This window comes from Sphingomonas pituitosa NBRC 102491 (assembly GCF_001598435.1).
GTDB lineage: Bacteria > Pseudomonadota > Alphaproteobacteria > Sphingomonadales > Sphingomonadaceae > Sphingomonas > Sphingomonas pituitosa.
This window is the reverse complement of sequence record NZ_BCYY01000001.1, coordinates 428,270-451,590: the sequence shown is the minus strand read 5'-3', so window position 1 is coordinate 451,590 and position 23,321 is coordinate 428,270. Positions and strand designations below refer to the sequence as shown.

The window sequence follows — 23,321 nt, the reverse complement described above, 5'->3', positions numbered from 1 at the left end:
CAGCGATGGTCGAGGAGGGGAGGGTGCTGGTGCAGCAACGCCCTGCAGGCACCGCGCTGGCCGGGCTGTGGGAGTTTCCCGGCGGCAAGATCGAGCCCGGCGAAAGCCCGGAGGCGGCGCTGGTCCGCGAGCTCGAGGAGGAACTGGGCGTGCGGGTGGACCCGGCGACGCTGACGCCGCTCACCTTCGCGAGCGAGCCGCTGACCGATCGGCACCTGCTGCTGCTGCTCTACCGGCTGGACCGGTGGGAAGGCGTGCCGGAGCCCCGCCACGCCAGCGCGCTCGCCTGGGCCGATCTGGCGATGCTGCGCGAACTGCCCATGCCGCCGGCAGATCTGCCGTTTCTCCAGGTGCTGGAGCGCATCCTGGAGCCGGCTCAAGCCGCCGCCCGGGGCAGCGCGACGGCATCGAAATAATGGTTGCCGCCCTCGTCGAGGAAGGTAGCGACGACCTGCATCCCGGCGCCGGCGATCAGCGCGGCATAGCGTTCCTCGCCTAGCGATCGCGACTCGCGTCCCGTCAGCGTGTCTCGCCAGGCGCAAGGCGCGTGCGGGGCACTGAACAGGAAGCGGCCGCCGTCGATCAGCGCCAGCCCGACTCGCGCGATCAGCTCGGTCTGGGCGGTCTCGGGCAGAAGGAACAGCAACCCGATCGCCAGCACGCCATCGAAGCGCCGGCCGAACAAGCTGCTGCGCTCGGCAGGCTCGCAGGCCGCCAGCGCGCCGGGCAGGTTCTGGCGGAACGCTGCGAGCAGGCGGGGCGATGCATCGACCCCGAACAGCACGAACCCGCGTGCTGCCAGCGCCGTCGCCATCGGCACGCCGCTGCCGCAGCCCAGATCCAGGATCGTGCCGCCCGGCGGCAGGCATCGGGACCAGCGCAGGACCATATCGGCACCGGCGGGCGAGCGCACCGCCATGAAGCGATCGGCAATGGCGTCCCAGCCTGCAGAGGCGTCTTCTTCCCCGTCAGGCGCCGATGGCACCGATCCTAGTCCTTCAGCTTCAGCGCATCGATCAGCGACGCCGTCGCACTGCCCGGCCGTGCGGGCTTGGGCTGCGAAGGGTCGGGCGCCCAGCCGGTAAGGTAGACGATCGAATATTTCTCGGGCGTGCGACCGTCGGGATCGGCCCGCTCCGCAAAGGCGGCGGCGGTGCCGAGCAGCGTCTCGCGGCGGAGCGGCGGGGTGTCGGGCAGCAGGTTGGTCGCCGCCATGCCGCGAAGGTCGCGGATCAGGCCGCCCAACCCGCCATAGCGTACCGTCAGCGTCTCCACGTCCGCCACCGGCAACGCGAAGCCGGCGCGGGACAGCAGGTCGCCGGCGGCGCGTACGTCGATCTGCGGATGGAAACGCGCTACCGGCCGGTCGGCTTCGGCGGCCAGCAGGCAGGCGCGCAGCGTCGGGAGGCTGCCGCCGCCCAGGAACGCGCCAAGGAACAGGCCGTCGGGCTTCAATGCGCGTCGTGCCAGGGCGAGCGCCCCCGGCACGTCGTTCACCGTGTCAAGCACCCCGGCGGAAATCACCAGGTCGAAGCTGCCTTCCGGGAACGGATGCATGTCCTCGTCGGCGTGGATCGCCCCGGTGGTGGCGGCAAAGGCGGCGCCGGCCTCCAGCCGCGTGATCGTCGCCCCGGGCCACACGAAGCTGCCATCGGCGCTGCCGAGGTCGAGCACCGTGCGGAACGTGCGCTTCACGCCTTCCAGCCGTTCGTACAGGCCGTCCAGCATATGGTCGCGCAGGAAGCTTTCGTAGCTGCGCGCGGCGCGATCCCGGCGCTTGCGGCGCAGCGCGCGGTCGAAGATTTCGGATTCGGACACACGCGCGCTTGTGCAGCGGCGCGGGGCTTGGAACAAGAGGGCGTGGATCCGCGCGCGCCCTTCCTCCGGTTGATCGACCTGGCGCTGCCCCCGCGCTGCCCGGGGTGCGGCGTGATCGTGGAGGCCGACCACCGTTTCTGCGCTGGCTGCTGGGACAGCCTGCACTTCCTGGGGCCGCCCTGGTGCGCCGGCTGCCACCTGCCGTTCGATTATGATCGCGGAGAGGGCGCGCGCTGCGGCGACTGTCTCGCGCATCCGCCGCCCCATGACGGGGTGCGGGCGGCGGTCGCCTATGGCGAGGTGGCGCGGCGGCTGGCGCTCAAGCTCAAATATGGCGGTCGGCTGGCGGCGGCGGAGACGATGGCGCGGGCGATGGCGCGGCTGGTGCCGGAAGGCGTGGATCTGCTGGTGCCGGTGCCGCTCCACCGCTGGCGGCTCTGGTCGCGCGGCTTCAACCAGGCCGTGTTGATCGCGCGTGGGGTGGCAAGGCAGCGCAGTCTGCGGCTCGAGACCGATCTGCTGCGCCGCGTGAAGGCCACGCCCAAGCTGCAGGGGCTGGGGCGGCGTGCCCGGGCCAGGGCGGTGGCGGGCGCCTTCGCGCTGGCGCCGGATGCACCTGCGCGACTGCGCGGGCGGACGGTGCTGCTGGTCGACGACGTCCATACCAGCGGTGCGACGGGGGATGCCTGCGCCCGGCTGCTCAAACGCGGCGGGGCTTCGCGCGTTGTCCTTCTTTGCTGGGCACGCGTTCTTGCGGACGATCCCGCGGATTGACAAGCCGGGGCCCCGCGCACACCTCTGGAGACATTATGGCAAAGGTCGAAATCTACACCAAGGCGTTCTGCCCCTATTGCACGCGCGCCAAGCAGCTCCTCGCCAGCAAGGGCGCGGCGTTCGAGGAATATGACATCACCATGGGCGGCGCGAAGCGCGCCGAGATGCTGGAGCGGGCGCCGGGCCGCACCACGGTTCCCCAGATCTTCATCGACGGCCAGCATATCGGCGGCTCGGACGATCTCGCCGCGCTCGATCGCAAGGGTGGATTGGACCCGCTGCTCGCCGCATGAGCCGCGCCGCGCTGCTCCAGATGACGAGCGGGGTCGATCCCGCTGCCAATGCGGCTACGCTGGTGGATGCCGTGGCGCAGGCAAAAGCGGGCGGGGCGGCGATGCTGTTCACGCCCGAAATGTCCGGCCTGCTCGACGGCGACCGTGTGCGCGCCCGTCCGCACTATCGGGCCGAGGACGAGGATCGAGTGCTCGCTGCGGTGCGCGACGCCGCGGCGAAGCATGGCACCTGGGTGCATCTGGGCAGCCTTGCGGTGCTGCGCGGCGATGGCAAACTCGCCAACCGCGCCTTCGTGATCGACGACAGCGGCGCAGTCCGCGCGCGCTATGACAAGATGCATCTGTTCGACGTCGACCTGCCCACGGGCGAAAGCTGGCGCGAATCGAACAGCTACACGGCAGGCGAAGCGCCGGTGGTGGTGGAGACGCCGCTGGGCATGCTGGGCCTGGCGATCTGCTACGACCTTCGTTTCCCGGACCTGTTCCGGACCCTCAGCAATGCCGGCGCGACCCTCCTTGCCGTGCCGGCTGCGTTTACCCGGCCGACCGGTGCAGCGCACTGGCACGTCCTTCTGCGGGCGCGGGCCATCGAGGCGGCGGCCTTCGTCCTTGCCGCCGCGCAGACCGGCGAGCATGCGGACGGTCGCGCAACGTACGGGCACAGCCTCGCCATCGATCCCTGGGGCGAGGTCCTGCTCGACATGGGGGCGCCCGCGGGCCTCGGCTTCGCGGACGTCGATCCGGCGCGGATCGCCGACGTGCGGACGCGCGTGCCGGTGCTGCGCCATCGCCGTGCCATTCCGGAGGCGACGGCGGCGTGATCGTCTTCGACCTGAAGTGCAGCGGCGATCATGTGTTCGAGGTGTGGTTCAAGTCGAGCGGGGCCTATGAGGAACAGCGGGCCCAGGGTCTGATCGCCTGCCCCTTCTGCGGCGATGTGGCGGTGACCAAGGCGGTGATGGCGCCCGCGGTCGCGGCCAAGGGCAATCAGGGCGTGGAAAAGGCGCCCCCCGGCGCCGAGGCGTTCAAGGCGGCGCTCGCCGCAATGGCGCAGCTCCAGGCCAAGCAGCTCGAAAGTTCGCAATGGGTCGGCAAGGCCTTCGCGGAAAAGGCGCGCGCGATGCACCAGGGCGACGTGCCCGAGGCGCCGATCCACGGCCAGGCGACGCTGCAGGAGGCGAAGGCGCTGGTGGAGGAGGGGGTTCCGGTTGCGCCGCTGCTGGTTCCCGTCGTCCCACCCGAGGCGCGCAATTGATTTGGTCGGCGCAGGCCGGTACGAGCGTTTCCGTGGCCCGGTAGCTCAGCAGGATAGAGCAAGCGATTCCTAATCGAGAGGTCGGAGGTTCGAATCCTCTCCGGGTCACCATCTACTTGCCTATGATGCTGTTTTAATTAGCTTTGTTTCGCGGTTGCGCAAACGTGAAGCGACGAGGTTAGACAAATCATGGTGGCACTGCCTCCGCCATGCCGTCGGTCGAGGAAGCTCTGCCGGTCGCCGTTCCCCACGATGTCATCCTGCACCAAAGGCTCGCAGAACTTTGCTTCCCACGAAGCATGCCACTGTGCGCTCTCCCGATCGAGAGATACCCAAATCCCGGCTGAACTGACGGCGAGTATGCCACGGAGAGCGCCACCGCCAGGCGCGCGCGATTTGTATCTAACATCAATCGTCCCCGCTGCCGGTGGCTCCTGCCGCAAGAGCCTCGAGGAATCGAGAGGTGGAGACTGCACAGCGAACCCAGCCACCCCGGCTGTGATGAACCTCCTCGCGCGCTGACCGGCGTGCGCGCCGCGATCGCGCAGATCGCCATCCTCGGCAACGCCGTCGCGCCGTCGACGACGCCCGCAAGGCGCAGATCAAGGCTGCGCTGGCCGACAGCAACCACGCCCTTTCCGTCGAGCGCAACGACACGCGCATCAACCAGGAGGTTTCGTCCGATGTTCTCGCCAAACACGATCGCGTCCAGGCTGAGCTGGTCGCTTCCCGCGCTCTCGCTGCTCAGCGCCTGCGCGAACTTGCAGCGGCCCAAGCCGATCAAGGTGGTTGCGGCGCGGCGCGAGTCGCCGAAAATTCCGACTCCTCCTGCCGCGATAACTTTGCCGCCGCGTGTGACGAAGTTCTTGCCTTCCTCGCGTAAGCCGAACGGAACACCGCCGGGTTCCTTGGCTGGCAGCGATAGTGGGCTGAAGTGAAGGCTACGCGCGACGCGGCTTAGGGGCAGGCGAACTGATATCCTGCTATATTTGAAGTAAGCGGTAATAGAGCATGGGGTAGCAGATAATGGTGGATATGGCCTCGTGAGCCCCGCCCAATCTCATTATTGGTTCGATCTATAAATATCAATTTTGCTGGCTTCACCGATATTCAATAAAACCAGACGATGCAAAATTAACGTACAAAAGAATTCATGAAGATATATCAGGCGTAGGGGCACTTACGAGATTCCGGTCGAGATTGAATGCTTGCAGGGCTAACCCTGCTTGCCATCAGCTGCAAAGTTCTCTGGAGTTCTCCTTCAAGGCCGACGACGAGCCATTTAGCGTTTGTTTCGTTTTCGACGATGGCATGCAAATCATTCTTAAGATTTTTGATTGTATTTTCTAAGGCGGTCTTCTGGGCGACGTCCTCGATCGCGGCCAAGGATCCGGTCTTTGTTGCAATCGCGGCTTCCGTCTGAAGGCGAGTCTCTGTCCGCTTCGCAAGATCGGTTTGAGCCAGTGTGATTTTTTCAGTGAGAGCTTTGAGCGCTCCGACATCACCCACCGCAGAGTTGCCCGTCATTGGAGTCGGCATTGCGCCACTCGCGACGTCATTGGCTTGGCGAATCAGCAATGCGTAGTCGGCAAGCGACTTCCGCATGGCATCAAGGCCAGGGTTATCAGTTCTTTCTACTGCCAGAACAGTTTCAGCGAGCCCTGTTACCAGTGAGCAGGAGTTATGGTACGCGAAGGCATCTTCAATCCCGCGCATAAGAGTGTATTTGTCCTCTGGACAGTCCTCGAGGTCTGTAATGCGATCGCGTTGTTTGGCTCGGGCTTTCTCAAGAGCGGCGGTCAACACGTGTATGGTTTGATTGGTTAGGTAGACCTCGTTGACTGCGGCTCGGGATCCGCTGAGGATCGCCGCTGACCCCGATAGTGCCTTTGCTGCCCCGGGTCCTCCTACAAAAGCTCCCAAGCCACCAGTAAGTATTGAGCCAATACTCAGTGAGACATTTACCGCGCCATCAGCATTCTTTAGTAACGAGGTGTACTCTCCGCATTTATAATTTGAGGTTGCTATTAGCCCGTCGATAATTTCGTTCCGCGCGCGCTTATCGTATCCAATGGCGCTGGCTGATTTAGTACTTGGCGTTGCCAGTGCTTTGATCGCCGTGAACACTCCTCCACATTCGGATCCATCGGTCCCATGAGATTGAAAAGTAGCGGACAGTAGGCCGTTGGCGCTATTCAAACATTTTACTTCTTCGTGACTGAATAGCGGCTCAGCGGCGGCGAGGGTGCGCTTTCCGAATATTGCGCCTAATCCGAGCGGGCCAGCCCCGCCGCCGGCGCAACTGGAGAGAAGCGCTGCCAGCGCAACGGTCCCCGAAATCCTCCGAATCATAGTAACTCCTACAACTGATGATGTTGTACGCAGCACTTAGATCTAATCTCGATTATTCTGACGGTGAGTCAATCCTGCTTCTGTAAAGTCGCATTTTTCCTAAAATTACTGCGAATTAGATGCTACTTTTGTGAGGTTTGAGGGGCTTGCTGTCTAAAGAGCTGCTGAATCTGGCACGTAAGCGTCCGCCCTGACCCGTATTGTGTGCGAACTTCCGGGGCGTGATAAGGGGGGCGATGCTGAAGATCAGCTTCTGCGGCACCCGCGAGGGTTATTGGTAGCGTGGCTTCGAGCAATTGGCTTCCAAAGAAAAGAAATCGCCTTATGGCACTGCAACCGTGTCGGCTTCCGTTACCGGGAACGCTCTGCCGCTCGCCGATCCGCAAGAGCCTCTGTAAACTTTTCGTGACGTTTCTCGACGCAAGCCGAAAGACGTTGGTTGATGTCCGCGTTAATACGATCCCGTGCGAGATTATCGCCTTGAGCGGAAAGTACGGCTTTGAATTCGCGCTCATATTGAGGGATGCACGCTATCATCGCGTCGCAAGCGATCTTGTCGATGTCGCGGTCGCTGGTCGATCTCTTGGTGCCGCAGCGTGTCGTACCAGCCTTCGTCGTCAACGAACCCGCCAGTCTCGAAGCTTCCTGCCTATGACCGTGATCTCATCTTGAAGCGCTGGTGCGGCAGTCGAAGGCTGCATGGCACCAATCTGAGCTAGAGAAAGCAGTGTGATGAGCATGGAGATTTCCCCGAGATCTTCTCAGATGCTGATAGCCCATCACCTAAAACGCAAGAGCTACTGAGGCGCCCACCCGATGATCGACGGCGTACTGGACTTCAAAAGAAAAGGGGAACCGCAACCCTCGATCGCGGCTCCCCAGTCGCTTCCCCCGCCGGAGGGGTGAGGCATCACAGGCGGAGGAAATTCGGCCTCAGAAGCGCGTGCCCACGCCGAAGCCGAACACCAGCGGGTTGATGTCGACCTTGGTCTGGTTGATCACGCCGCCGGTATCGAGCCGGGCGGTGGTGCTCATGTCGATGTACTTGACGTCGAGGTTCAGGAAGAACTTCTTGTTCAAATCAATGTCGACGCCCGCCTGCAGCGCATAGCCGAAGCTGTCCTTCAGCGAGAGGCTGGTCTTGCCCAGCGCCTTGTTCAGCGAGTCGCTGGTCTTCGCCGAATAGAAGGTGGTGTAGTTGACGCCCGCGCCGACATAGGGGCGCACCGCCGCCTTCGGCATGAAATGATATTGCAGCGTCAGCGTCGGCGGCAGCACCCAGGTGTGGCCGACCTTGCCGAGCGACGAGATCGCCTCGCGGCCCTGGAGGTCGTGGCGGGTGCTGGAGACGATCAGCTCGGCACCGATATTGTCGGTGGCCATGTAGGTGAAGTCCACTTCCGGCATCACCGCATTGCCCACGCCGACCTTGCCGGTGGGGATGCCGGGCGTGATGCCGCCGGACGATTCATTGGGGGCGACGACGATGCCGCGCAGGCGGACCAGCCAGTCACCGGCCGCAATGCCCGCCTTGTCCTGTGCCTGGGCACTCGCGGTCGAGGCCAGCAGGCCGGCAGCGGCCAGGCCGACAAAAAGCGAAGTACGCATGGTTCATTTCTCCTCGTGTTCGACGAGGCACCGGGTACGCCCAAGATCCGCGCGCCGTTTTGATCGGGCGCAACGTTCCGCGTAGGTAATGTTCCCAGGGGGGCGTTGCGGACCTATACGTAACGACAGGCTACGCGCGCGCGGGGCATGCAGCGTGCGGAGGCGGATATGTACATGGATCGAAACCAGCCGGATCTGGGCGCGGCGGAATGGTCGCTGCCGACGCGCTGCGCTGCCTGCGGCGTGCGGATGGCATCGCTGTGCGGCGGAATCCCGGCGGCGGCGCTGGAGGCGCTTAATCGCATCGGTCGCAAGCGCGTGCTGCGCCGGGGCGAGGCGCTGATCTGGCAAGGGGATGTCGCGGAACAGGTCGGCATCCTGCACCATGGCCTGGTCAAGCTTTCGGCCTCGCTCGAGGACGGCCGCGAGCAGATGCTGGGCCTGGCCTTCCCGGCGGACTTCGTCGGCGCGATCGGCGAGCGGCCGTCGAGCCACTGCGTCACCGCGCTCACCGAAACCGAGTTGTGCGTCTTTCCGCGCAGCGCGCTCCCGGCGCTGGTCGAGGCGCATCCGGAGATCGGCCAGGCGCTGCTCACCCGCGCCTATGACGAGCTGGACCAGCTCCGTCGCTGGATGCTGCTGCTCGGGCGCAAGTCGGCGGAAGAGCGGGTGGCGAGCCTGTTGCTGCAATTCGCGGCACGCGGCACCTGCAGCCCGGGCGCGCCGGTTTCATTGCCGCTTACGCGCCAGCAAATGGCGGAACTGCTGGGACTGACGATCGAGACGGTCAGCCGCAAGCTCACCGCGATGAAGCGGGACGGGGTGATCGCGCTGCCGGACCTGCGCAGCTTCGTCATTCTGGACGCTGATGCACTTGCAACACTTGCCGCCGAGACTCCGTAACTAACCGCATGTCGGTCTCCAGTGCATCTGCCTAGCCTGTACGCATCCGGTAAGAAGACTTGGATCCGATGGAGGCGACCATGAAGAATATACTCGTTCTGATGCATGACGACGCCGGGCAGGAAGCGCGCTTCCAGGCGGCTGTCGACTTGACCCGAGGGCTGGAAGGGCATCTTCGCTGTATCGATGTCGCGATCGTGCCGGCCTATGTCGGCGACTATGTGGACTTCGGCGGTGGCGCCGCGCTGCTTGCCGACGAGCAGACCCGCGAGGCCGCCAATCGCCTGCGCATGGAAGGCCGGCTGAAGGGCGAGGACGTGCCCTATGACTGGGTGGATGCCACCGGCTTCGCGCGCGAATGCCTGCGCGATGCCAGCGCGCTCGCGGACCTGGTGGTGCTCAACCGCGAGCTCGACAAGATCGACTATCCCGACATGCGCGACCTGATCTGCGACACGATCCTCAAGACCGGCAAGCCAATCGTGGCGGTGCCGGAGAAGACGCTGGGCTTCGACCTGTACGGGCATGCCGTGGTGGCGTGGGACGGTTCGCGCACTGCCGAGGCTGCGCTCCAGGCGACGGTGTCGCTGCTCAAGCATGCGGGCACGGTGACCCTGCTGGTGGTGGACGAGGGGCAGTTGCGACTGCCGGCGGCAGAGGCCGCGGGGTATCTGTCGCGCCACGGCATCCGGCCGGAAGTACGCGTGGTTCCCAAAACCGACACGGTGAGCGATGCGATCCTGGCCGTCGTCAATGCGCTGAAGGCAGCTTATCTGGTGATGGGCGGGTTCGGCCACAGCCGCTTCCGGGAGGCGGCGTTCGGGGGCGTTACCCGGCGGATGCTGGCCGAAAGCCCGGTGCCGCTGGTTCTGGCCCACTGATCGGCGCGAATCGTACCGCACCCGGATGGGTGCGGGCAGCAAAAAGGGGCAGGCATCGTGGATGCCTGCCCCTTTTGTTGTTCGCGCGGCCCGAAAAGACCGCGACGACCTCGCTTACTTGACGTGCTTGGCGAGGTGCTTGTTCATTTCGAACATGGTGGCCTTGTCGCCGCCGAAGATCGGCTTCAGCGTCTCGTCGGCCAGAATCTCGCGCTTGTTCGCCGGGTTCTGCAGATTGTGCTTCTTGATGTATTCCCACACCTTGCTGACGATCTCGCTGCGCGGCAGATCGGCGGTGCCCACAATCTTCGCCAGTTCGGGCGAAGGGGTAACCGGCTTGGCAATGCCACCGCGTGCTTTGGTCTCGGCCATCGTGTCTAACTCCTGTTCGTACCCCTTAGTGGGGCTATTCCTTCGTCAGCGCCTCGGGATCGAGAGGCTTCCTCCCCCTTGTCGCAACCAACGATGTACTGCGGTTCGTGCGGTGATGCACGCCCCTGTACGCCTTTGATCGCGGGAATGGGCTTCTGTCCAGCGCAGACCGCACCTAAGTACGCCGAACCGTCACTTTGCGGCGCTGCGGTGGTGCAGTGGCGCAACACTTTGGCACAGCGGCGTAGTAAAGTTGCGCGTTCAGGCAAGGGCGCGGGTGCGCACAAGCCCGTCAAACGTGCCGCGGACGTCGGGGGCGGCGTCGGCGGTCAGCCGCTGCACATCCGCCAGGAAGCTGGCCGCGTCGGCGCCGGGGGCGCGGTGCGCCATTTCCCAATGGCCGAATTCGCGACGATCGACGGTCCTGCGGGACAGCAGCACGATGGCGCGGTGGCGCGCGTCCCGCGCGATCCGGGCGTAGGCGGCCTCCACGGCGTCCTCTGGACCCTCCAGCGCCTGAAGGAAGCGTCCACCATCGGCGTAGAGCAGGCCGCTGATCCGATCGCGCGCATTGTTGCGGCGGGAGACCGTGAGAATGTCCTGGGTCGGGCAGGGCGCGGCCGGATTGGCGGAGCTGATATAGACGAGCTGCAGCATGAATTCCTCTCCTGCGAGCACGCTTCTTCGGCGTATGGGGGTTAATAACAGATCAACATGTTGAAAGCTCCCTTATTTTGCAGATATTTAGTCCGAGCTGGACAAGATCGTATAATTGCGGCACTACAGCGGGGTGATCGACGCCCTGCGCCTTACCCTGCGACTTATCCGCCCTTAGGGGCCGATTTCGCACGCGCGCGTCTCCCCTAAGGGCAAACTGGACCTTCCCTATCGCATCACGGCTGCGCTAGGCGCGGCCAGACCTTGAAGAGAGACACGGCACATGTTGCGCGACCCCAGCGTCAAATATCGTCCCTTCCCGCAGGTGGATCTGCCCGATCGGCAGTGGCCCAGCCGCACCATCACCAAGGCACCGCGCTGGCTTTCGACCGACATGCGCGACGGCAATCAGGCGCTGATCGATCCGATGGACGGCGAGAAGAAGACCCGCTTCTTCGAACTGCTGGTGAAGGTGGGCCTGAAGGAGATCGAAGTCGGCTTCCCGAGCGCGGGCGCCACCGAATTCGATTTCATCTCCGGGCTGGTCCGCGAGGGCAAGGTGCCCGACGACGTGATCGTCCAGGTGCTCACCCAGTCGCGCCGCGACCTGATCGAGACCAGCTTCCAGTCGCTGAAGGGCGCCAAGCAGGCGATCGTCCATCTCTACAACGCGGTGTCACCGGCGTGGCGCCGCATCGTGTTCAACATGAGCCGCGACGAAGTGCGCCAGATCGCCATCGAGGGCGCCAAGGTGCTCCGCGACGAGGCGGCCAAGCAGCCCGACACGGACTGGCATTTCGAGTACAGCCCGGAAACCTTCTCCACCGCCGAACTCGATTTCTCGGTCGAGGTCTGCGAGGCGGTGATGGACATCCTACGGCCGACGCCGGAGCGCCCGCTGATCCTCAACCTGCCGGCTACGGTGGAAGCGGCGACGCCCAACGTCTATGCCGACCAGATCGAGTGGTTCTGCCGCAACATCCGGAATCGTGAGAGCGTCGTCATCAGCCTCCACACCCACAACGATCGCGGCACCGGCGTCGCGGCGTCGGAACTGGGCCTGCTGGCCGGTGCAGACCGCGTCGAGGGGTGCCTGTTCGGCAATGGCGAGCGGACCGGCAATGTCGATCTCGTGACGCTGGCGCTCAACATGTACACGCAGGGGCTGAACCCCGGCCTGGACTTCTCGAACATCGACGAGGTGATTCAGACGGTCGAATATTGCAACCAGCTGCCGGTCCACCCGCGCCACCCCTATGCCGGCGACCTGGTGTTCACCGCCTTCTCGGGCAGCCACCAGGATGCGATCAAGAAGGGCTTTACCTCGCAGGCGGCGCGCAACGACCAGGTCTGGGACGTACCCTATCTGCCGATCGATCCCAAGGATCTCGGCCGCGATTACGAGGCGGTGATCCGCGTCAATTCGCAGTCGGGCAAGGGCGGTGTCGCCTGGGTGCTCGAGCAGGACAAGGGGCTGAAGCTGCCCAAGCGGATGCAGGCGGAGTTCTCCAAGCACGTCCAGGCGCTGGCGGACGAGACCAGCCGCGAACTGAACGCAGTCGACATCTGGAGCCTGTTCGAGCGCGTGTACCTGCCCGGTGACAAGGATCGGATCGCGCTGGTCGATTACGAGGAAACCGGCGGCGCGGGCAGCCGGGTGTTCGTCGGCCGCATTTCGATCGACGGCACGGCGCAGTCGATTTCGGGACGCGGCAACGGCCTGATCTCGGGCGTGGTCGATGCGCTGGCGGGGTCGACCGGCCCGCGCCTCGACGTGGTGGATTACAGCGAGCACGCCATTGGCGGCGGCGCGGATGCCCAGGCGGCGGCCTATGTCGAATGCCGCACCGAGGACGGGCGCACCGTGTTCGGCGTGGGGGTCGATGCAGACATCGCGACCGCGTCGGTGCGCGCGGTACTGAGCGCTGCCAACCGGGCGTAAATCGTGCCGGCGCAGGCTGCGCCGGACTGTTGCAAACGAGAAAGGGAGCGGAGCACCGGTGTGCTTCGCTCCCCCTTTTCATGTCTGGACTCAGCTCCTCCCGCGGCGCGAAGGCAGGGGGCTAGTGGACCGAGGCGAGCGTCCGCTCGGACGAGGCTGCCTGCCGCGTGCCGCCGCTGCGGTCGAAGCGGAACGCGCCGGCGCGCTGGGCGAGGGCGTTGACCTCGCTCGAAAGATTGCGGATCGCCGCCGAGGTCTGTTCGACCATCGCCGCATTCTGCTGCGTCACCAGGTCCATTCCCTTCATCGCCGTCGAGACCTGGCTCACCGCCGCCGACTGGGCGTGATTGTCATGGTCGATTGCGGAGATCAGGTTGTGGACAGCCTCGACGTCGCCGGAGATGGTGTCGAGCGCGGTGTCCGTCTCGTGCACGGCGTCGGCGGCCTGGATGATGTCCGCCTGTGCCTCGGTCAGCATGTCGCGCGCCTGCTTGGCCTGGTCTTCGGCACGCAGTGCCAGCGCGGCGACCAGATCGGCCACGACCATGAAGCCGCGACCGGCCTCCCCTGCGCGGCCCGCCTCGACCGCGGCGTTCATCGCAAGCACGCGTGTCTGGAAGGCGATCTTGTCGAGCCCTTCGATCACGCCGTCGATATTCTTGGCGCTGCCGCTCGCCCGATCCATTGCCTCGACGGCCCGCGCGGTCGTGCCGCGGCCGTCGCGCACGGCGGTGGTCGCCTCGCCCGCACGCTTCACGGTGGTGTCGGCGGCGATCATCGTGGCGCGGAGGCGCTCCTCGATCTTGCTCAAGGCCTCGGTAGCCTGGGCCAGATTGGCGGCGCTCTTCTCGGTGCGATGCGCCAGGTCTTCCGAGCCCTGGGCGACTTCCGCCGAGGTGTTGCGGATGTTGTCGGCGCTGTCGCTGACCAGTTGGACCCGTGCGCGCAGCGAGGCGATCGCTTCGTTGATGTTCTGCCGCAGCACTTCATATTCGGCAGGGAAGCGCCGGTCGATCGTGCGGGTGAGGTCGCCCTCGCGCAGCGCCAGCAGGCCGTTGCCGAGCACTTCGGTGACTTCGCGCTGCTCGGCCAGCTTGCGCGCATCGGCTTCGCTCTGCGCGGCGGCGGCGGCGCGGTAATGCTCGAGGCCGCAGGCGATGCGGCCCATCTCGTCGGTGCGATCCTGGTAGGGGATGGTCGCCACTTCGCCGCGGGCCAGCCGGTCGGTGAGGGCGGACAGCGTGCCCGCCGGCTCGAGAACCCGGCGATACATGGTGAGGTAGAAGTGCGCGGCCTGGCCGCCGACCACCAGCGCCAGCACCACGACGATGCCGATCGCCAGATAGAATTCCGACGCGCCGTTCGCCTCGATGCGCTGCTGTTCGCTGCGCGCCATTCCCACCAGCTTGTCCACCGCCGCGCGATGCTGGCCGTACAGGCCGGTCAGCTTGCCATAGCTGGCTTCAACGGCCGCGCGGTCGCCCTTGCGGGCGGCGGGAACAAGACCCTGTTCCAGCTCGCTCCAGAACGCCTGTGCGGCGGGATGCGCCTGCTGGAGCAGCTGGGTGCGGAGGTTCTCGTCGATGCGCGCGGTCTGCCAGAACCTGTTGCGCTCCGCATAGAGCTTCCGCAGGCCTTCCAGTTTCTCGGCATGCGCGCTCACCGTATCGGGCGCGCGGGCGATCAGCGTGGCTTCGAGATAGGGCTCGATGATATATTCGGGCGGGGGAAGGATGTCCGCGATGAGGTCCGCGTTGACCTGCTGATGCAGTTGCACGTCGCCGCCCATGCGAATGCGGTCCAGCCGCCAGGCCGCCAGCAGGCCGCCCGCGACCAGAAGGGCCATCATGGCCAACGCGCTGTTGCGAACGAAACTTGCAATCGACATCGACGATCCTCTGGCGACAGGCGCACGTACCCCTTGGCCGGCCTTCGCGGGAGAAGGCCGCTTCGTAGATTATAGGGGAGAGGGCGGCGGCGAGTGCCCCGACTCGGGATTATTGCTGCATATTCGTAAGAATACGGATGATTTCGCAACCGACACGAGCGTCCGGGTAGACATCCTGCTTGGCGGAGCGAACGCGGACCTCGATCACGCGAGGATCGCGCATGGCCAGTGCCGCCACCTCCTCGCACAGCACTTCCTGCAGTTCGAAATGTCGCGAGCGGACAAGGGCATGGATGCCTGCGCGCAGGAAGTCGTAATCGACCACCGCATCGATCCGGTCCTCGGGCACGGCGGGGTAGCGGCAGGTCATCGCCACGTCGATCCGCACGCGCTGCGGCGCGGCGCGTTCCTCCGGATGGATGCCGAGCCCCATCGAGACTTCGAGCGCTTCGAGATGGATCACATAATCAGGCATCGGGTCGGTGCTCTCGCCCTTCGAACATCACGTCGCTGTCGCGCGCGAGGAAATGCTGGCCGCAATCGACGTAGACATTCTGCCCGGTGATGCTGCGGCATTCGAGTAGGTGCGCGACGGTAGCGGCGATGTCGGCCGGATCGACCGGCCGGCGGAGCAGGTTCTGCGTGCCGGTGCGGGCGAATTCCGCCTCGGTCTGGTCGAGGCTGGGGAGGGTAAGGCCCGGGGAAACCGCGTTCACCCGCACCCGCGGGGCAAGCTTCTGCGCCAGCATGTGAGTCGCGCCGTGCAGCGCCAGCTTGGAGCAGGTGTAGCTGAAGAAGTCGGGATTTAGATTGCCAACCTTCTGGTCGAGCAAATTCACCACCGCGCCCTCGGCCAGATCCGGCTGCGCCGCGAGCGCCATGGCGAGGCCGACCGGTGCGGCGAGGTTCACATGCATGTGCCGGTCGAGCAGCGCATGGTAGGCGATCGGCGCCTGATCATAGGCGAACAGCGAGGCATTGTTGACCACCGCATCGAGCGGCGCGCCGAACGCGGTGCGACAGGCGTCGATCAGTGCACCAGGCGCAGCGGGATCGGCCAGCTCGGCGGAAACGATCGCCACGCTCGCGCCGGTCGCCCGCAGCTCGGCGGCGAATGCTTCGCTTTCCTCCGGCGAGTGATGGTGATGGATCGCCACAGCCCAGCCGCGCGCGGCCAGGCCCCGGCTGATCGCGGCACCGATCCGCCGCGCGCCGCCCGTCACCAGCACCCGTCCCGGCATCAATAGCCCATCAGCTTGAGCACTTCGGCCCGGCTTCGCTCGTCCTCGCGGAACACGCCCATCATCCGGCTGGTGACCATGCCGACGCCCGGCGTGCGCACGCCTCGGCCGGTCATGCAGCCATGCTGCGCCTCGATCACCACCGCGACGCCTTGGGGGTGCAGGTGGTTCCAGATGCAGTCGGCCACCTCCGCAGTGAGCCGTTCCTGCACCTGCAGGCGACGGGCAAAGGCGTGGAGGACGCGCGCGAGCTTGGAAATGCCGACAACATGGTTCCTGGGCAGATAGGCGATCGATGCCTTGCCCGTAATCGGCGCCATGTGGTGCTCGCAATGTGACTGGAAGGGAATGTCCTTCAACAGCACGATCTCGTCATAGCCGCCCACTTCCTCGAACACGCGGGAGAGGTGGTGCGACGGATCGTCGCCATAGCCGGCGCAATATTCCCGCCAGGCGCGGGCGACGCGCTGCGGCGTATCGAGCAGGCCTTCGCGATCGGGATCGTCGCCGGTCCAGCGGATGAGCGTGCGGATGGCTTCCGCCACATGGTCCGGCACCGGAATTTTCGGCGGGGGGGCGACGATGTCACCGTCTTCGGGGCCATCGTGATGATCGTGCATGTCGGTCTGTCCTTTCACCGCACAGGGCGGGTCGGACCGCAGAAACAGCAAAGTACGGGGCGGCGCAAGCCGCGGGAGGATCAGCGTTCGAACAGGCTATCGAGCGGGCCGTCCGCAAGGCACCAGAGCAGGGCGACCAGCGCCGCGCAGGCGAGACCCGCCGCCGGCGAGGCGATGGCGACGGCAAGGCCGGCGAGATACAGGCCGCACGCAAGGGCGCTCTTGCGCAGTGTGCGGCGGTGATAGCGCTGCGCCTCTGCCGAGACGGCGCCCGTGCGGCGGATCACGCGCTGCAGCCAGTTATAGGCGAAGGAGGGGAGCAGCATCACCAGCATGTAGAGCAGCGTCGCCTCGCCCCCGAAATGCTGTTCGCCGAGATAGGCGGTAGCGAACGGGATCAGCGACAGCGTGAACAGCAGCAGGATGTTCGACCAGAGCAGCGCGTTGCCGGCGCGGGTGGCGAATTGGAACAGCCGGTGATGATTGACCCAGTAGATCGCCACATAGGCATAGCTGAGCCCATAGGCGAGGAAGACGGGCCATTGCCGCACCAGCGCACCGAAACCCGGAGCCTCGGGGGCGTGCAGTTCCAGCACCATGATCGTGATGATGATGGCGATCACGCCATCCGAAAACGCCTCGACGCGCTTGGCGCCATCGCGGCCTTCCTGGTCCTGCATGTCCGTCCTCCTGCCTGGCGCCGGTGGTGGCGCAGGCAGGAGGGCAGGGCAACTAGACCAAGGGTTACTTGGCCGAGAATGCGGCGTTGATGTGCAGCTTCACTTCGTCCGAGACGAAGGGGACGTACTTGTCCATGCCGAACTCGCTGCGCTTGATCGTGGTGGTCGCCTCGAACCCGAAGTTCAGCTTCTTCATCATCGGGTTGGTGCCGGCGCCGACCAGCGACGTGTCCAGCGTGACGGGCTTGGTGACGCCGTGCAGCGTCAGGTCGCCGGTGATCTGCGCCTTGGTGCCGCTGACGACGACCTTGGTCGAGACGAAGCGGATCGTCGGGTACTTGGCCGAATCGAAGAAGTCCGGCGACGCCAGATGCTTGTCGAGCGCCGTGGAGGTGGTGACGATGCCGCTGGTCGGGATCGTGATGTCGAGCTTGGCGTCGTTCGGCTTGGCGGGATCGATGGTCAGCGAACCGGTGGTGCCGCCGACCTGGCCGGTGAACTGGCTGAAGCCGAAATGGTTGACCTGGAAATCGACCTGGGTGTGGCCGGTGTCGACCACATAGGTGCCGGCGGGAACGCGCGAAGCGTCGGCCTGGCCGGGCAGTTCCTGGGCGAAGGCGACCGGGGCGGTCGCAAAAAGAGCGAGGGCAATAAGAGCGCGCATGATGGATCCCTTCGGGTGGTTGCGTCGCTCCCGTAATGCGGCCGCCGGCCGCGCAATACTAGTGCGCAGCCGGCAACCTAAAGTTTCCGCCCGTGATCAGTTCTTCGACTGATCGACCAGCTTGTTCGCGCCGATCCACGGCATCATCGCGCGCAGTTCGCTGCCGACCTGCTCGATCGGGTGGCGCTTGGCGGCGATGCGGCTGGCCTTCAGCTCGGGCTGGCCGGCGCGGTTGTCGAGCACGAAGTCCTTGACGAAGCGGCCCGACTGGATGTCGGCGAGCACGCGCTTCATTTCCTTCTTGGTTTCTTCGGTGATGATGCGCGGGCCGGTCTTGATGTCGCCGTACTCGGCGGTGTTCGAGATCGAGTAGCGCATGTTGGCGATGCCGCCCTCATACATCAGGTCGACGATCAGCTTGAGCTCGTGCAGGCACTCGAAATAGGCCATTTCGGGGGCATAGCCCGCCTCGACCAGCGTTTCGAAGCCGGCCTGCACCAGCGCCGTTGCGCCGCCGCACAGCACGGCCTGCTCGCCGAACAGATCGGTCTCGCACTCTTCGCGGAAGTTGGTCTCGATGATGCCCGAACGGCCGCCGCCGACGCCCGAAGCATAGGCCAGCGCCACGTCATGCGCGTTGCCCGAGGCGTCCTGATGGATCGCGATCAGGCAGGGCACGCCGCCGCCGCGGACATATTCGCTGCGCACGGTGTGGCCCGGGCCCTTCGGCGCGATCATGATCACGTCGATGTCCGCCGGCGCTTCGATCAGGCCGAAATGGATGTTGAGGCCGTGCGCGAAGGCGAGCGCCGCGCCCGGCTTCAGGTTGCCCTTGAGGTCGTTCTCGTAGATCGCGGCCTGGTGCTCGTCGGGCGCCAGAATCATGAGGATGTCGGCCCAGGCGGCCGCTTCCTTGTTCGGCAGCACCTTGAAGCCCGCCGCTTCGGCCTTGGCGGCCGAGGCCGAACCCGGGCGAAGTGCGATCGCGACGTCCTTGACGCCCGAATCACGCAGGTTCTGCGCGTGCGCATGGCCCTGGCTGCCATAGCCGAGGATGGCGATCTTCTTGTCGGTGATCAGGTTCAGATCGGCGTCGCGATCGTAATAGACACGCATGTTGTTGTTCTTCCCTTTCAAATCTGCGGTGCGCGGGTGCGCGGAAAAGTTCAGGCGGCTTCGCGGCCGCGCGAGATCGCGACGATACCGGTGCGGGCGACCTCGATCAGCCCCACTTCGCGCATCAGTTCGACGAACTTGTCGATCTTGTCGATCGTGCCGGTCACCTCGAACACGAAGCTGGAGATGGTCGCATCGACCACGCGCGCGCGATACACCTCGGCGAGCCGCAGCGCCTCGATCCGGTGATCGCCGGTGCCGACGACCTTGATCAGCGCCAGCTCACGCTCGACATGCTCGCCCTTGGCGGTGAGATCGACCACCTTGTGGACCGGCACCAGCCGATCGAGCTGGGCAATGATCTGCTCCATCACCGGTGCCGATGCGAAGGTGACGATGGTGATGCGGCTGATCAGATCGTCGTCGCTGACCTCGGAAACGGTGAGCGACGAGATATTGTAGCCGCGCGCCGTGAACAGGCCGGCGATCCGCGCGAGGATGCCGGGTTCGTTGTCGACGATGACCGCCAGCGTGTGGCGCTCGATGGCTTCTTCCTTGATGTGCATTTCTACCCCTTCGATCCTGCCCGTTCGGGGAGGATCCAAAATCCGGTCAAACCAGCGCCTTGGCCTCGTCGTCCATCTCGCCGGAGACTTCGCTCGCCTGGAGCAGCATCTCGGTGTGCGCGGCGCCCGATGGGATCATCGGGAAGCAGTTGGCCAGCTTTGCCACGCGGCAATCGACCAGCACCGGGCCGTCATGGTCGAGCATCGCCTGGATGCCGTCGTCCAGCTCCGAACGCTTCTCGATGCGGATGCCCTTCCAGCCATAGGCCTCGGCCAGCTTCACGAAATCGGGCAGGGCGTCCGAATAGCTCTCGGAGTAGCGCGACTGGTAGGTCAGCTCCTGCCACTGGCGGACCATGCCCATATATTCGTTGTTGAGGATGAAGATCTTCACCGGCAGCCGATATTGCGTAGCGGTCGCAAGTTCCTGGATGTTCATCTGGATCGAGGCCTCGCCCGCGATATCGATAACCAGCGCATCGGGATTGCCAAGCTGCGCGCCGATCGCCGCCGGCAGGCCATAGCCCATCGTGCCGAGACCACCGCTGGTCAGCCACTTGTTCGGCGCCTCGAAGCCGAAATGCTGGGCGGCCCACATCTGGTGCTGGCCGACTTCGGTGGTGATGATCGGCGCGCGATGCTTGGTCGCCTCGTACAGCGCGCGGATCGAGCGCTGCGGCATGATCGTCTCGCCGGATTCGGGGAAGTCGAGGCACTGCTTGGCGCGCCAGCCCTTGATGCGGCTCCACCATTCGCCGAGATCCGGCTTGGGATGGGCGCGCGCCTTCCAGCTTTCGACCATCGCGTCGAGCGCACGGGCGCAGTCGGCGATGATCGGCAGATCGACGCGGACATTCTTGTTCACGCTCGAACGATCGATGTCGATGTGCACCTTGCGGCTGTTCGGCGCGAACGCGTCGAGCCGGCCGGTGACGCGGTCGTCGAACCGCGATCCGACGGCGATGATCAGGTCTGCCTGGTTCATCGCCATATTGGCCTCATAGGTGCCGTGCATGCCGAGCATGCCGAGCCACTGGTCCGACGAGGCGGGCAGGGCGCCCAGACCCATCAGCGTCGAGGTGACCGGCGCGCCGGTGAGCGCGGCCAGTTCGCGCAGCAGGCGCGTGGCTTCGGGGCCCGAATTGATGATGCCGCCGCCGGTATAGAAGATCGGGCGCTCGGCGGCCGCCAGCATGTCGACCGCTTCCTGGATCTTCGCCGCGTCGGGCTCGGTCTGGGGGCGATAGGTCTTGTGCTGGATCGGGCCCGGCGCCTCGTAGCGTGCGGTGGCGACCTGGACGTCCTTGGGGATGTCGATCACGACCGGGCCCGGGCGGCCCGAGGTGGCGATATGGAACGCCTCGTGGACGGTCGCGCCGAGCAGCTCCGGCCGCTTCACCAGATAATTATGCTTGGTGCAGTGGCGGGTGATGCCGACGGTGTCCGCCTCCTGGAACGCATCGGTGCCGATCAGTGCCGTGGGGACCTGGCCGGTGATGACGACCATCGGGATCGAATCCATCAGAGCATCGGTGATGCCGGTGATCGCATTGGTGGCACCCGGGCCCGAGGTGACGAGGACGACGCCCGGCTTGCCGGTCGAGCGGGCATAGCCCTCCGCCGCATGGGTCGCGGCCTGTTCGTGGCGGACCAGGATGTGCTTGATCCTGTCCTGCTTGAACAGGGCGTCGTAGATCGGGAGCACGGCACCGCCGGGATAGCCGAACACGACTTCCACCCCGAGGTCGGTCAGTGCCTCGATCAGGATGTCTGCGCCGCTCTTCTCGGTCACCTTTGCCTCCACGCAATCGTAAAATGGGTTACACAACGGAAAGCTCCCGTCGGAGAGGGGCTGCTAACCGCACGAATATGATAGGTCAACCCCTAAGGAAATAATTTCCTTTCAATTCGCGCTAAGTTTTCGTACGTATCTGTCTCCGTCGTCAGCTCCGCCCCCCCTGGAGTCTGGCGGCGGAACCAGGTGTACTGCCGCTTGGCATATTGGCGGGTGGCGGTCGCGCCCGCAGCCAGGGCGGTTTCCTCGCTCCATTCGCTGGCAAGAACCTTACCGATCTCGTGCACGCCGATGGCGCGGAGTACCGGTGCGTCGTCCGGCACGTCGGTGCGGGCGAGCAGCGCGCGAACCTCGTCCTCCGCGCTGGCGAGCATCATGGCGAAGCGGCGGTCGATGCGCTCGCCCAGCCACGCTCGATCCGGCAGCAGGATCAACGCGGCGAGCTCTATCGCATCGCCGATGCCGCCTTCGCGGCGATCCTGCCAGTCGGCGAGCGTGCGCCCCGTCGAGCGGACGACTTCGAGCGCGCGGGCGACGCGCGTGGTGTCTGCGGCGTTCAATCGTGCGGCTGCGGCCGGGTCGGCAAGGGTGAGCGCGGCATGCGCCTCGGCGACCGGCAGGGCACGGACCTCCGCGCGGATTTCGGGGTCGATCTGGGGGATGGGCGCGATGCCTTCGATCAGCGTGCGCAGATAGAGCCCGGTGCCGCCGACCAGGATCGGCAGGCGATCCTCGGCATGCGCCTCGGCGATCGCGGCGCGGGCCTCGGCGGCCCAGCGGGCGGCGGAACAGGCCTCGGCGCCGTCGATATGGCCGAACAGGCGGTGGGGGGCGCGAGCTTCCTCTTCTTGCGGCGGGCGGGCGGTGAGGATTCGGAGATCGGCATAGACCTGCATCGAATCCGCGTTGATCACGGTGCCGCGATGCTTTTCGGCGAGCGCGAGTGCCAGCGCGGACTTGCCGCTGGCCGTCGGCCCTGCAATGAGCGCGACGCGCGGTAGCCCAGGGGAAATCATGTTCATTGCGACGCTGATAGCAGAAGGTCTTTCGTCAGGGCAGCTGGACACGGCCGCCGATCGCCTCGTGGCAGCGGGGTGCGCACCCGGTAGCTGTCGCTGGCTCGACGAGGGCGTCTCGGCGGATCTTCCTTTTGCGGCGCAGCCCGACGCGGCGCGTGCGGCGCTGGAGGGCGCGTTCCCCGGTGTCGACGTGATCGTGCAGGTGGAGGCCCATCGCACGAAAAGGCTGCTCGTCGCCGACATGGATTCGACGATGATCACCGTCGAATGCATCGACGAGCTGGCCGATTATGCCGGCATCAAGCCGCAGATCGCCGAGGTGACCGAGCGGGCGATGCGCGGCGAGCTGGACTTCGCCTCGGCACTCGATGCCCGCGTGGCGCTGCTCAAGGGCCTGCCGGAGAGCGCGATCGATCGCTGCCTCGAAGAACGTGTGCGGCTGATGCCGGGTGCAGAGGTCTTGGTGCAGACGATGCGCGCGCGCGGCGCCCACACCATCCTTGTCTCGGGCGGCTTCACCCGCTTTGCCGAGCCGGTCGGCACCCGCATCGGCTTCGACCGGCGGATCGCCAATGTGCTGGAGATCGAGGACGGCAAGCTCACCGGCACCGTGACCAGGCCGATCGTCGACAGCGGCACCAAGGAGACCACGCTGCTCGGCGCGATGGCGGAGCTGGGCCTCGCGCCGGAGCAGACCATGGCGGTGGGCGACGGCGCCAACGACCTCGCGATGATCCGCAAGGCGGGGCTGGGTGTCGCCTATCATGCCAAGCCGATCGTCGCAGCGGCCGCCGGTGCGCGGATCGACCATGGCGACCTGACGGCGCTGCTCTATGCCCAGGGCATCGCCCGCGCCGACTGGGTCACCGGCTGAGGC

The 23,321-nt window shown here is 65.5% G+C and carries 26 protein-coding genes and 1 tRNA gene; 11 read left to right on the top strand and 16 right to left on the bottom strand.

What is annotated here, in order from left to right:
* Positions 1-5: 5 nt before the first annotated feature.
* Entirely contained in the window at positions 6-416 is a 411-nt protein-coding gene (locus tag SPI01S_RS02065) for a (deoxy)nucleoside triphosphate pyrophosphohydrolase (RefSeq protein WP_066717281.1), read from the top strand.
* Here SPI01S_RS02065 and SPI01S_RS02060 read toward each other — a convergent pair.
* Together SPI01S_RS02060 and SPI01S_RS02055 are read right to left on the bottom strand one after the other, a co-directional pair.
* Positions 377-985: a class I SAM-dependent methyltransferase gene (locus SPI01S_RS02060; protein WP_245653436.1), complete on the bottom strand. Its 609-nt coding sequence runs from the start codon at positions 983-985 to the stop codon at positions 377-379. The two genes, SPI01S_RS02065 and SPI01S_RS02060, sit on opposite strands and share 40 nt — an antisense overlap.
* Before the next feature lie 5 nt (positions 986-990).
* The gene (locus SPI01S_RS02055; protein ID WP_084253211.1) at positions 991-1,818 is read right to left on the bottom strand and encodes a methyltransferase domain-containing protein; all 828 of its coding nucleotides are present in this window, start codon (positions 1,816-1,818) and stop codon (positions 991-993) included.
* Positions 1,819-1,845: 27 nt separating this feature from the next.
* Here SPI01S_RS02055 and SPI01S_RS02050 point away from each other — a divergent pair, with 27 nt between their 5' ends.
* The 6 genes from SPI01S_RS02050 to SPI01S_RS22085 all read left to right on the top strand — a co-directional run bounded on the left by SPI01S_RS02050 (position 1,846) and on the right by SPI01S_RS22085 (position 5,078).
* Positions 1,846-2,592 (top strand): ComF family protein, encoded by a 747-nt coding sequence (locus SPI01S_RS02050; protein ID WP_245653435.1) that lies wholly within the window; start codon positions 1,846-1,848, stop codon positions 2,590-2,592.
* 35 nt (positions 2,593-2,627) lie between these two features.
* Entirely contained in the window at positions 2,628-2,885 is a 258-nt protein-coding gene (gene grxC / locus SPI01S_RS02045) for a glutaredoxin 3 (RefSeq protein ID WP_066717277.1), read from the top strand.
* The gene (locus SPI01S_RS02040) at positions 2,882-3,706 is read left to right on the top strand and encodes a carbon-nitrogen hydrolase family protein (protein ID WP_066717276.1); all 825 of its coding nucleotides are present in this window, start codon (positions 2,882-2,884) and stop codon (positions 3,704-3,706) included. The genes grxC and SPI01S_RS02040 overlap by 4 nt, the downstream gene beginning before the upstream one ends.
* Complete coding sequence (locus SPI01S_RS02035; RefSeq protein ID WP_066717275.1) at positions 3,703-4,140, top strand: DUF1178 family protein; 438 nt, start codon at positions 3,703-3,705, stop codon at positions 4,138-4,140. Before SPI01S_RS02040 ends, SPI01S_RS02035 begins: the two co-directional genes overlap by 4 nt.
* Before the next feature lie 34 nt (positions 4,141-4,174).
* Positions 4,175-4,251 (top strand) — tRNA-Arg (locus SPI01S_RS02030).
* 416 nt (positions 4,252-4,667) lie between these two features.
* Positions 4,668-5,078: a hypothetical protein gene (locus SPI01S_RS22085; protein WP_157084517.1), complete on the top strand. Its 411-nt coding sequence runs from the start codon at positions 4,668-4,670 to the stop codon at positions 5,076-5,078.
* Positions 5,079-5,304: 226 nt separating this feature from the next.
* Here SPI01S_RS22085 and SPI01S_RS22080 read toward each other — a convergent pair whose 3' ends face one another.
* Together SPI01S_RS22080 and SPI01S_RS02020 are read right to left on the bottom strand one after the other, a co-directional pair.
* Positions 5,305-6,528 (bottom strand): hypothetical protein, encoded by a 1,224-nt coding sequence (locus SPI01S_RS22080; RefSeq protein ID WP_157084516.1) that lies wholly within the window; start codon positions 6,526-6,528, stop codon positions 5,305-5,307.
* Positions 6,529-7,425: 897 nt separating this feature from the next.
* Positions 7,426-8,100, bottom strand: coding sequence for an OmpW/AlkL family protein (locus SPI01S_RS02020; RefSeq protein WP_066717269.1), 675 nt, complete (start codon positions 8,098-8,100; stop codon positions 7,426-7,428).
* Positions 8,101-8,268: 168 nt separating this feature from the next.
* Here SPI01S_RS02020 and SPI01S_RS02015 point away from each other — a divergent pair, with 168 nt between their 5' ends.
* Together SPI01S_RS02015 and SPI01S_RS02010 are read left to right on the top strand one after the other, a co-directional pair.
* Positions 8,269-9,003: a Crp/Fnr family transcriptional regulator gene (locus SPI01S_RS02015; protein WP_066717265.1), complete on the top strand. Its 735-nt coding sequence runs from the start codon at positions 8,269-8,271 to the stop codon at positions 9,001-9,003.
* Positions 9,004-9,083: 80 nt separating this feature from the next.
* A complete protein-coding gene (locus tag SPI01S_RS02010) occupies positions 9,084-9,884 on the top strand; it encodes a universal stress protein (RefSeq protein WP_066717695.1) in 801 nt (266 codons plus the stop codon).
* Positions 9,885-9,998: 114 nt separating this feature from the next.
* On the opposite strand, the gene SPI01S_RS02005 is transcribed toward SPI01S_RS02010, so the two are convergent.
* Positions 9,999-10,256, bottom strand: a complete 258-nt coding sequence (locus SPI01S_RS02005; RefSeq protein WP_066717263.1) for an SWIB/MDM2 domain-containing protein — start codon at positions 10,254-10,256, stop codon at positions 9,999-10,001.
* 261 nt (positions 10,257-10,517) lie between these two features.
* Positions 10,518-10,913 (bottom strand): BLUF domain-containing protein, encoded by a 396-nt coding sequence (locus SPI01S_RS02000; protein ID WP_066717259.1) that lies wholly within the window; start codon positions 10,911-10,913, stop codon positions 10,518-10,520.
* Between the two features lie 283 nt (positions 10,914-11,196).
* Here SPI01S_RS02000 and leuA point away from each other — a divergent pair, with 283 nt between their 5' ends.
* The gene (gene leuA, locus SPI01S_RS01995; protein WP_066717256.1) at positions 11,197-12,855 is read left to right on the top strand and encodes a 2-isopropylmalate synthase; all 1,659 of its coding nucleotides are present in this window, start codon (positions 11,197-11,199) and stop codon (positions 12,853-12,855) included.
* A gap of 121 nt (positions 12,856-12,976) precedes the next feature.
* Here leuA and SPI01S_RS01990 read toward each other — a convergent pair whose 3' ends face one another.
* From SPI01S_RS01990 to miaA, 10 genes are all read right to left on the bottom strand, one after another.
* Positions 12,977-14,743 carry a methyl-accepting chemotaxis protein gene (locus SPI01S_RS01990; protein ID WP_066717254.1) on the bottom strand — a complete coding sequence of 589 codons (1,767 nt, stop codon included), beginning with the start codon at positions 14,741-14,743 and terminating at the stop codon, positions 12,977-12,979.
* A 109-nt stretch (positions 14,744-14,852) separates the two neighbouring features.
* Positions 14,853-15,218 carry a dihydroneopterin aldolase gene (locus tag SPI01S_RS01985; protein WP_066717253.1) on the bottom strand — a complete coding sequence of 122 codons (366 nt, stop codon included), beginning with the start codon at positions 15,216-15,218 and terminating at the stop codon, positions 14,853-14,855.
* On the bottom strand, positions 15,211-15,984 hold the full coding sequence (locus SPI01S_RS01980; protein WP_066717251.1) for an SDR family oxidoreductase: 774 nt from the start codon (positions 15,982-15,984) through the stop codon (positions 15,211-15,213). The genes SPI01S_RS01985 and SPI01S_RS01980 overlap by 8 nt, the downstream gene beginning before the upstream one ends.
* Positions 15,984-16,604, bottom strand: coding sequence for a GTP cyclohydrolase I FolE (folE, locus tag SPI01S_RS01975; RefSeq protein WP_066717692.1), 621 nt, complete (start codon positions 16,602-16,604; stop codon positions 15,984-15,986). Before folE ends, SPI01S_RS01980 begins: the two co-directional genes overlap by 1 nt.
* Before the next feature lie 80 nt (positions 16,605-16,684).
* On the bottom strand, positions 16,685-17,284 hold the full coding sequence (locus tag SPI01S_RS01970; RefSeq protein ID WP_066717248.1) for a TMEM175 family protein: 600 nt from the start codon (positions 17,282-17,284) through the stop codon (positions 16,685-16,687).
* A 64-nt stretch (positions 17,285-17,348) separates the two neighbouring features.
* Positions 17,349-17,948 carry a YceI family protein gene (locus tag SPI01S_RS01965; RefSeq protein WP_066717245.1) on the bottom strand — a complete coding sequence of 200 codons (600 nt, stop codon included), beginning with the start codon at positions 17,946-17,948 and terminating at the stop codon, positions 17,349-17,351.
* A 96-nt stretch (positions 17,949-18,044) separates the two neighbouring features.
* Entirely contained in the window at positions 18,045-19,064 is a 1,020-nt protein-coding gene (gene ilvC / locus SPI01S_RS01960) for a ketol-acid reductoisomerase (RefSeq protein WP_066717690.1), read from the bottom strand.
* 50 nt (positions 19,065-19,114) lie between these two features.
* Positions 19,115-19,630, bottom strand: coding sequence for an acetolactate synthase small subunit (ilvN, locus tag SPI01S_RS01955; protein WP_066717241.1), 516 nt, complete (start codon positions 19,628-19,630; stop codon positions 19,115-19,117).
* A gap of 46 nt (positions 19,631-19,676) precedes the next feature.
* On the bottom strand, positions 19,677-21,422 hold the full coding sequence (locus SPI01S_RS01950) for an acetolactate synthase 3 large subunit (protein WP_066717687.1): 1,746 nt from the start codon (positions 21,420-21,422) through the stop codon (positions 19,677-19,679).
* Between the two features lie 92 nt (positions 21,423-21,514).
* On the bottom strand, positions 21,515-22,441 hold the full coding sequence (miaA, locus tag SPI01S_RS01945) for a tRNA (adenosine(37)-N6)-dimethylallyltransferase MiaA (protein ID WP_066717684.1): 927 nt from the start codon (positions 22,439-22,441) through the stop codon (positions 21,515-21,517).
* Between miaA and serB the strand changes: the two genes are divergently transcribed.
* Positions 22,440-23,318: a phosphoserine phosphatase SerB gene (gene serB, locus SPI01S_RS01940; RefSeq protein WP_066717237.1), complete on the top strand. Its 879-nt coding sequence runs from the start codon at positions 22,440-22,442 to the stop codon at positions 23,316-23,318. The two genes, miaA and serB, sit on opposite strands and share 2 nt — an antisense overlap.
* Positions 23,319-23,321: the final 3 nt, after the last annotated feature.